This window comes from Neoroseomonas rubea (genome assembly GCF_016106015.1).
In the GTDB taxonomy this organism is placed as follows: Bacteria; Pseudomonadota; Alphaproteobacteria; order Acetobacterales; family Acetobacteraceae; genus Neoroseomonas; species Neoroseomonas rubea.
On sequence record NZ_JACADQ010000188.1, the window covers coordinates 1 to 7,694 of the forward strand.

General features: G+C 71.7%; 8 protein-coding genes. 4 read left to right on the forward strand and 4 right to left on the reverse strand.

Annotation, left to right across the window (positions count from 1 at the left end; all coding sequences use genetic code 11):
• On the forward strand, positions 1 to 309 hold a 309-nt coding region (locus HW577_RS16265; RefSeq protein WP_198377200.1), incomplete at its 5' end, for a hypothetical protein.
• A 114-nt stretch (positions 310 to 423) separates the two neighbouring features.
• On the opposite strand, the gene HW577_RS16270 is transcribed toward HW577_RS16265, so the two are convergent.
• From HW577_RS16270 to HW577_RS16285, 4 genes are all read right to left on the reverse strand, one after another.
• Positions 424 to 2,028 carry a GMC family oxidoreductase gene (locus HW577_RS16270; protein WP_198377201.1) on the reverse strand — a complete coding sequence of 535 codons (1,605 nt, stop codon included), beginning with the start codon at positions 2,026 to 2,028 and terminating at the stop codon, positions 424 to 426.
• Complete coding sequence (locus HW577_RS16275; RefSeq protein ID WP_198377202.1) at positions 2,025 to 2,885, reverse strand: TauD/TfdA dioxygenase family protein; 861 nt, start codon at positions 2,883 to 2,885, stop codon at positions 2,025 to 2,027. Before HW577_RS16275 ends, HW577_RS16270 begins: the two co-directional genes overlap by 4 nt.
• Positions 2,886 to 2,964: 79 nt before the next feature.
• Entirely contained in the window at positions 2,965 to 3,864 is a 900-nt protein-coding gene (locus tag HW577_RS16280; RefSeq protein WP_198377203.1) for a LysR family transcriptional regulator, read from the reverse strand.
• Positions 3,865 to 3,871: 7 nt separating this feature from the next.
• Positions 3,872 to 5,077, reverse strand: a complete 1,206-nt coding sequence (locus tag HW577_RS16285) for an MFS transporter (protein ID WP_198377204.1) — start codon at positions 5,075 to 5,077, stop codon at positions 3,872 to 3,874.
• A 96-nt stretch (positions 5,078 to 5,173) separates the two neighbouring features.
• Here HW577_RS16285 and HW577_RS16290 point away from each other — a divergent pair, with 96 nt between their 5' ends.
• From HW577_RS16290 to HW577_RS16300, 3 genes are read left to right on the forward strand one after another with little or no spacing between them, the layout of a single operon-like run.
• Positions 5,174 to 5,632, forward strand: a complete 459-nt coding sequence (locus HW577_RS16290) for a MaoC family dehydratase (protein ID WP_198377205.1) — start codon at positions 5,174 to 5,176, stop codon at positions 5,630 to 5,632.
• 17 nt (positions 5,633 to 5,649) lie between these two features.
• Entirely contained in the window at positions 5,650 to 6,360 is a 711-nt protein-coding gene (locus tag HW577_RS16295; RefSeq protein ID WP_198377206.1) for a metal-dependent hydrolase, read from the forward strand.
• Positions 6,357 to 7,133 (forward strand): enoyl-CoA hydratase/isomerase family protein, encoded by a 777-nt coding sequence (locus HW577_RS16300; protein WP_198377207.1) that lies wholly within the window; start codon positions 6,357 to 6,359, stop codon positions 7,131 to 7,133. Before HW577_RS16295 ends, HW577_RS16300 begins: the two co-directional genes overlap by 4 nt.
• Positions 7,134 to 7,694 lie beyond the last annotated feature (561 nt).

Here is a 7,694-nt window from a genome sequence, read left to right on the forward strand (position 1 = left end):
CTGAGCGTGGCCGCGGCGGGCGCGGCGCTGCTCGCCGGCGCCCCGGTCGCGCTGCTGCCGGCCGGCTTCGCGCTGGCCGGCCTTGTGCACGGGCATGCCTTCGCCGAGGCCATCATCGGCGCGGAGCCGACGCCGCTCGTCGCCTATCTCGCGGCGCTGGCGCTGACCCAGGCGGCGATCGGGACCGTGGCGATGTTCGTCGCGCGCAGGCTGGCGACGGCGGGGCACGGCGTGGCGCTGCGCCGCGCGGCGGGCTTCGCCGGCGTGGCGATGGGCGCAGTGTTCCTCGGCGTGTCGCTTATCGGCTAGAGCAATATCCCACCGGCCGGGAGCGGCTGATCGGACTTCTTGCTCTGGAAGCAATTGATCCCAAAGCACGAAATCCGATCACACTGATGCAGTGTGATCCGATAGTGCTGTAGGTCAGGCGCCGCCGCGGACCAGCGCGGCGGCCTTCTCCGCGATCATCATCGTCGTCGCGTTGGTGTTGGCGGAGACGATGCGCGGCATCACCGACGCATCGGCCACGCGCAGCGCCGCGATGCCGCGCAGGCGCAAATCCGGCGCGACCGGCGTCTCCTCCCCGCCCATGCGGCAGGTGCCGCACAGGTGATAGACGGTCGATCCCCGCGCGCGGGCATAGGCCAGCAGGTCGTCATAGCCGTCGTGCTGAGGTCCGGGCGCGGTTTCCGCCGCCGACCACTCCGCCAGCGCATGCGTGCCGAGAAGGCGGCGTGAGAGCCGCAGGCCGGCGACAGCCGCGGCGCGGTCCTCCTCGGCCGCGAGGTAGTTCGGCTGGACGGCGGGTGCCTGCCGCGCATCGGCCGAGCGCGCGCGCACGAAGCCGCGGCTTTCCGGGCGGCATTGCCAGACGCCGATCGTCATGCCCGGCTGTTTCTCCAGGCTGCCCGTCACGCCTTCCTCGGAATAGGAGGCCGGGGTGAAGACGAATTGCAGGTCGGGTTCCTCCAGCGTCTCGCGCGACCGCGCGAAGGCGCCGGCATGGGCCGGGCTGAAGGCGAGCATGCCCTTCCGCGCCACGAGCCAGCGCGCGACCTCCCACCACAGGCGCGGCGGGCGTGCCTGCTCGTTCAGCGTGACGGGGCGCGTGACGCGATGGACGACGCGCATGGCGTAGTGGTCCTGCAGGTTCTCGCCCACGCCAGGGTTGTCCGCCACGGCCGGCACGCCGAGCGCCCGCGACACGGCGGCAGGACCGAGACCCGAGACCTGCAGCAGGTGCGGCGTGCCGATGGCGCCTGCGGCGAGCAGGATGTCCCCGCCCGCGCGCGCGGTCAGGACGCGGCCGCCGCGCGCGAAGGTGACGCCGGCGGCACGTCCCCGCTCCGTTTCGATCCGCAGCACCGTGGCGTCGGTCACGACGCGCAGGTTCGACCGCCGCCGTGCCGGCGCGAGAAAGGCGCTCGCCGCGCTGAAGCGTGCCCCGTTGCGGATCGTGCGCTGGTAGGTGAAGACGCCTTCCTGTCGCGCGCCGTTGTAGTCGGGGTTCCGCGCCAGGCCGAGTTCCGCCGCACCGTCCAGGAAGGCCGCAACGATCGGGTGCGTCTGCGGGATGTCCGAGACATGCTGCGGTCCGCCGGCGCCGCGATGGGGATCGTCGCGGTAATCCTCGATGGCACGGAAATGCGGCAGCACATCGGCGTAGGACCAGCCGCGGCAGCCCAGCTGCGCCCAGTCGTCGAAATCCCGCGCGCTGCCGCGCACCCAGAGATGGCCGTTGATGGCGGAGGAGCCGCCGAGCACCCGCCCGCGCGGCGTATGGAGGCTGCGCCCATCCACGCCCGGGCCGGGTTCGGTGGCAAAGTTCCAGTTGAAGCGCGGGTCCCGGAAGGTCTTGAGGAAGCCGGCGGGCACATGGAGGTAGGGATGCCGCGCCTGCCCGCCTGCCTCCAGCAGCAGGACGCGCCGCGCCGGGTCGGCGGAGAGGCGGTCCGCCAGCACGCAGCCGGCGCTGCCCGCGCCGACCACGATATGGTCCCAGTCGCCTTCGAAGGGCTCGGCGCTCACGCCGCGGCGGCGAGCGTCGGCGCGCTGCCCGCGACGCAGGTGCGCACCATGTGGCGCCGCTCGGTGGATGTCGCGAAGGGTGTGGCGCGGTGCAGCACGGCGCGGTTGTCCCACATCACCAGGTCATGCCGCCGCCACTTGTGCGCGTAGGTGAAGGCGTGCTGCGTCGCATGCGCCATCAGGCGGTCGATCAGGAGGCGGGATTCCGCCTCCTCCATCCCCTCGATGCGGCGGGCATGGGCGCCGAGATAGAGGGCGGGGCCGTAGGGATTTTCCTCCAGCACCATCGCCTGCCGGACGGGCGGATGCTGGCGCTGCTCCTCCTCGCTGACCAGCGCGGCATCGACCCGCGCGCGCGACCAGCCGAAATCGTGAATCGCCACGCGGCCCTTCAGCGCGGCCTGCTCCGCCGCGTCCAGCGCTGCGAAGGCGGCGCGCATCGAGGCGAATTCCGTGTCGCCGCCCGCCGAGGGGATTTCCCGCGCCGAGAGCAGCGAGGCGCGTGCCGGCAGCGGCTTGAAGGAGGAATCATGGTGCCAGAGGCGGTTCGCCTTGTTGTTCAGCACCTGCTTGGCGCTCGGCGCCTCGATCCCGCCATCGGGGCCGATGTTGGAGAGGATGATCACCGGGCTGCCCGCCCCCGGCGCGCCGGGGCGCGTGCGCTCGAGCGGCCCGAAGCCCTCGCTGAAGGCGACCTGCGCCGCGTCGTCGATCGCCTGGTCGGGGAAGACGAGGACGGAATGGCGGTTGAGCGCGTCCTTCAGCGTCGCCATCGTCGCGGCATCGACGCCGCGGCCGATGTCGAGGCCGGTGACGCGGGCCGCGAAGGCAGGGGTGAGGGGCGTGATGGTGGGCATGGCGCAGTTCCTCCTGCCCACAGGATGCCGCGCATGTGCATTCAACCGAAAGGCGGTAGTTTGGGGAAACACTATTGCGCTAAGCGGGAATATCCGTGGCAAGCAGGTGCGCGACGAAGGCGGCGGTCTTGGCCGGCAGGCGGTCGGCGCGGACATGCACGGCGTAGATCTCGGCCGCGTAGCGCTCCGGCCAGGCCGCGAGGCCTTCGAGCAGCGGCGAGAGGCGGCCCGCGGCGACATCCTCCCCCACCATCCATTCGGGCAGCAGCACCAGGCCGAGCCCGTCGAGCGCCGCGCGGCGCAGCGCTTCCCCGCTGTTGGAGCGGAACGGGCCAGTCACCTCGACCTCCCGGCGCCCGGCTGGCGTGGTGAAGATCCAGACCGGCGCCTCCTCCTCCTGCCGGTAGGCGAGGCAGGCGTGGCGCAGCAGGTCGTCCGGCGCGGCCGGCGCGCCGTGGCGCGCGAGGTAGGCCGGGCTGGCACAGAGAATGCGCCGGCCGGAGGCGAGCCGGTGTCCGATGAAGGACTTTCCCGCCGGCAGGCCGAGGCGGATGACGAGATCGACCCCGCTGCCCGGCACCAGCCCGGTCTGCTCGGTGAGCGAGAGATCCACCACCACCCGCGGATGTGCCGCGCGGAAGGCGGCAAGCCGCGGCACGACATGGCGCAGCGCGTAGGAACGGCGTGCGAGGATACGCAGCGTGCCGGTCGCTTCCTCATGCATCTCGCGCGCCTCGGCCATCGCGGCGTCGAGGCCTTCGAGCAGCGGGGCGACGCGGGCCGCGAGGCGCCGCCCGGCCTCGGTCGGCGCGACATGGCGCGTGGTGCGGTCGAGCAGGCGGAGGCCGAGAGCGTCTTCGAGGTCCCGCAGCGTGCGCGAGGCGGCGGTGGAGGACAGGCCGAGTGACCGGCCCGCCGCCGCGATCGCCCCGCGATCGAGTGCGCGGAGGAAGAGGCGGAGCGCGGTGAGCTTGTCCATGCCGCGCTCAGGCGCCGCGGCCGAGGCGCCGCAGCACCGCGAAGCCTGCGAGGGTGAAGATCGCGACATGGCCGAAGGCGAGGCCCCAGGCGATCGCGCCTTCGCCCCCGGCAGCGTCCAGCACCACGCCGCACAACAGCGGCCCGACGAAGCCGCCCGCATAGCCGGCCATGGAATGCAGCCCCATGGTCGCACCCCGCAGCGCCGGGTCCGCCGCCTGCACGGTGCCGGCCGTCAGCGCCGAACTGTCGAGGTAGATCGCCGCGTTCCAGGCCAGCACGAGCGCGAGCGCGACCAGCGGCGGCGCCCCCGCCGCGAAGCCTGTCACGGCCGACAGCGCGGCGCCGGACAGCATCGCCAGGCTGACCACCCGGCCGCGTCCGAGACGCTCGGACGCCTCGTTGCCGGTGAGCGAGACGGCGATGCCCAGCAGCCCCGCGAGGGTGAACAGCGCGGTCGGCCCCGGCAGCCAGGCGGGCGGCGCCGCGACGGCGAAGGATGCGGCGAGGAAGGCCACCGCCCAGGCGCGCAGCACCGCCATTTCCAGCGTGTGCACGCAGTAGCCCGCGATCCAGGCCATGGCGCGGCGGTTGCGCAGCACGGGGCGGAAATCGAGCAGCGCGCCGGCGCCCGGCCGCCGTAAGGGCGCCGTGTCGGGCAGGATCGCCAGTGCGATGCCGAAGGCGCAGGACGCCATCACGCCGCCCGCGACGAAGGCCGCATCCGGCCCGGCGAGCGCCGAGACGGCGCCGGCCATGGCGAAGGAGAGTGCGCCCGCGACGCCCACACCCGCCGCGTGCCAGGAGATGGCGCGCGACTGCGCCGTGCCGCTCAGCGGGTCGGCGATCGCCTTGAGTCCCGGCATATAGGCCCCGGCCCAGCCGATCCCCGCCAGGGCGCGGAAGGCGAGCCCCGACCAGAAGCCATCCGCCAGCAGCCCGAAGCCCAGATGCGCGAGCGCCGTCGCGCCGGTGCCGATCAGGTAGATCCGTCGTGCCGGGATGCGGTCCGTCAACGCCAGCAGCACCGGCACGGCGGGGACGTAGGCGGCGAAGAAGATGCCGATCAGCCACCCCGCCTCGGTGCCCGAGAGCGACCAGCGCGCCATGTAGACGGGCAGCAGCGCCGGCAGCGTGAAGGCACCGATCTGCGTCAGCGCCTGTGCGGCGACCATCGCGGCGGTGAAGCGCGGCGTGCCGGGGAGGAGGGCCATTCCCGCAGGCTATGCCGGCCGCGCATCGGCCGGAAGCGGGGTTGATCGCCGCGCCCGTCCCCCCGACACTCCGCGCCGCACGGAACGGAGGAACGCATGCGCGTGGTGGAGACGCCGGAAGCGCTGAAGGCGCTGATCGGCCAGGAACTTGGCGTCGGCGAGTGGCTCGAGGTGACGCAGGAGATGATGGACCGCTTCGCCGAGGTCACCGGCGACCATCAGTGGATCCATGTGGATGTGGAGCGCGCGAAGCGCGAGATGCCGGGCGGGAAGACGATCGCGCATGGCTACCTGCTGCTGTCGCTGCTGCCGAAACTCGGGGCCGGCGTCTACAAGGTGTCCTGGCCGTCGCGCACGCTGAACTACGGATCGGACAAGGTGCGCATCATCAACCCCGTGCAGGCGGGCGACCGGGTGCGGCTGCGCCAGAGCCTCGTCGCCGTCGATGACGGCGCGAACGGCACGCACCGCATCGTCGTGCGCCAGACCATGGAGATCGAGGGCAAGGACAAGCCGGCCCTGATCGCCGACACGATCCGCATGACCTTTCCCTGAACGACGGAGCGACGCGAATGAAGATCACCTGGTTCGGCCATTCCGCCTTCCGGCTGGAATTCGGCGCCTCGGTCGTGATGATCGACCCGTTCCTCACCGGCAACCCGGCCTTCGGCGGCGACGCGGAAGCGGCGAGCGCGGGAGCCACGCACGTGCTGCTGACGCATGGCCATGGCGACCACATCGGCGACACGGTCGCGATCTGCAAGCGGACGGGTGCGAAGCTCGTCACCAACTACGACCTCGCGATGCATCTCGCGCGCAAGGGGGTCTCGGCGCTCGACCCGATGAACACGGGCGGGACGACGGACCAGGGGGAGTTCACCGTCTCGCTCACCCAGGCGCTGCATTCCTCGGTCGAGCAGGATGAGAACGGCGTCTCCCACTGCCTCGGCAACCCGAACGGCATCGTCGTGACGCCGAAGGACAAGGCGGAGCCCGTCGTCTACCACATGGGGGACACGGACATCTTCTCGGACTTGGCGCTGGTCGATGAACTCTATCGCCCGGCCGTCGCGATGGTGCCGGTGGGTGACCGCTTCACCATGGGGCCGCGTGCCGCAGCACTCTCGCTGAAGCGCTTCCTGCCCTCGGTGCGCCTCGCCATTCCCTGCCACTACGCGACCTTCGGGCTGCTGCTGCCCGATGCCTCCGGCTTCGTGGCCGAGATGCAGGGTGCCAATGCAAAGGTGGTGGTGCCCGAGAAGGGCGTGGCCTTCGCGCCGTGATCGAAGGTCTGTCGGTCTTCAAGGTCGATGTGGCGGACGGCGTGGCGACCGTCACCATCGACCGCCCGCCGGTGAATGCGCAGAACGGCGCCTTCCGCGACGAGATCACGCGCATCTTCGATACGCTGCACGAGGCAGAGGAGGTGCGCGCCATCGTCCTGACCGGCGCGGGCAAGGCGTTTTCCGCCGGCGCCGACCTGCGCGACCGGCCGGATGCCGCCACGCCCGGCGCCTTCCCACGCCATTCGCGCGCCGTGCGCGCCGGCTTCGACTGCGTGATGGAATGCGGCAAGCCGGTGATCGCGGCGGTGAACGGGGCGGCGATCGGGGCGGGCTGCGTGCTGGCGCTCGTCTGCGACATCATCCTCGTCGCCGAGGACGCCTTCATGTCCATGACGGAGGTGGATGTAGGGCTCGCCGGCGGCGTGCAGCATGTGCTGCGGCATTTCGGCCAGTCCGATGCGCGCATGTTCCTGATGACCGCGCGGCGCCTGCACGGGCCGGATCTGCTGCGGATGCGCGTCGCCTCGGGCTGCTTCCCGAAGGCGGATTTGCTGCCGGCGGCGCAGGCCATGGCGCGGGAGATCGCGGGCAAGGCGCCGCTCGCGGTCGCGGCGATGAAGCGCGCCTTCACGCTGTGCGAGTACATGCCGCTGCACGAGGGCTACCGCTTCGAGCAGACGCAGACAGCGGCGCTGGCGAAGACCGAGGATACGAAGGAGGGGCTGCGCGCCTTCGCGGAGAAGCGCAAGCCGGTGTTCCGCGGCAGGTAGGCGGGCGGGGGGAGAAGGGGCCTTCTCCCCGAAGCGCGCCGGGATCGGCCGTCAGTCCGCAACAGACAAGGACGCGAGCGAGCAGGGGATCCGCACCACCGATCCAGATCGGTGGGCACGCAACCCACGATGCCGATACGTGATGATCGCCATCTGAACGGCGGCCGATGCGGTCTCACTACGGCAAGACCGGGGCGCTTTGGGTTCTTCGGCAGACCGCATGCTGCAGTTCCTCGCGATGCGACGAAGAGTCCGCGATCAGCCTCCGCAACCCATCGAGCGTGCCGCCGGCAAGCAGAGCCGATCGCACTCGCGCGAGGGGCACGCTGCCTCGCCCACCGCACTGTCCCAAGCGTGCGACTGCCACGGCGACACGCAAAGCGGGCCCCGGCGCGAGCTGCCGGGGCCTGCTTTCGGTTGTGCCGACGCCCTATGCGCTCTCGTACAGCCGCGTCAGGCTGAATTCCCGGTGGCCGAGGATCTCGGCCGCGGTGAACTGCCCGTCCGCGGTGCGGATGATGCAGTCGAGCAGGGCGTCGCCCGCCTGGTCGAAGTTCATCT

Excerpts from the sequence above, each read along its gene's own strand:
- HW577_RS16275 (WP_198377202.1), bottom strand. The coding sequence starts at position 2,885 with ATGCCCACCATCACGCCCCTCACCCCTGCCTTCGCGGCCCGCGTCACC.
- HW577_RS16295 (WP_198377206.1), top strand. The coding sequence starts at position 5,650 with ATGAAGATCACCTGGTTCGGCCATTCCGCCTTCCGGCTGGAATTCGGC.
- HW577_RS16285 (WP_198377204.1), bottom strand. The coding sequence starts at position 5,077 with ATGGCCCTCCTCCCCGGCACGCCGCGCTTCACCGCCGCGATGGTCGCC.
- HW577_RS16280 (WP_198377203.1), bottom strand. The coding sequence starts at position 3,864 with ATGGACAAGCTCACCGCGCTCCGCCTCTTCCTCCGCGCACTCGATCGC.
- HW577_RS16290 (WP_198377205.1), top strand. The coding sequence starts at position 5,174 with ATGCGCGTGGTGGAGACGCCGGAAGCGCTGAAGGCGCTGATCGGCCAG.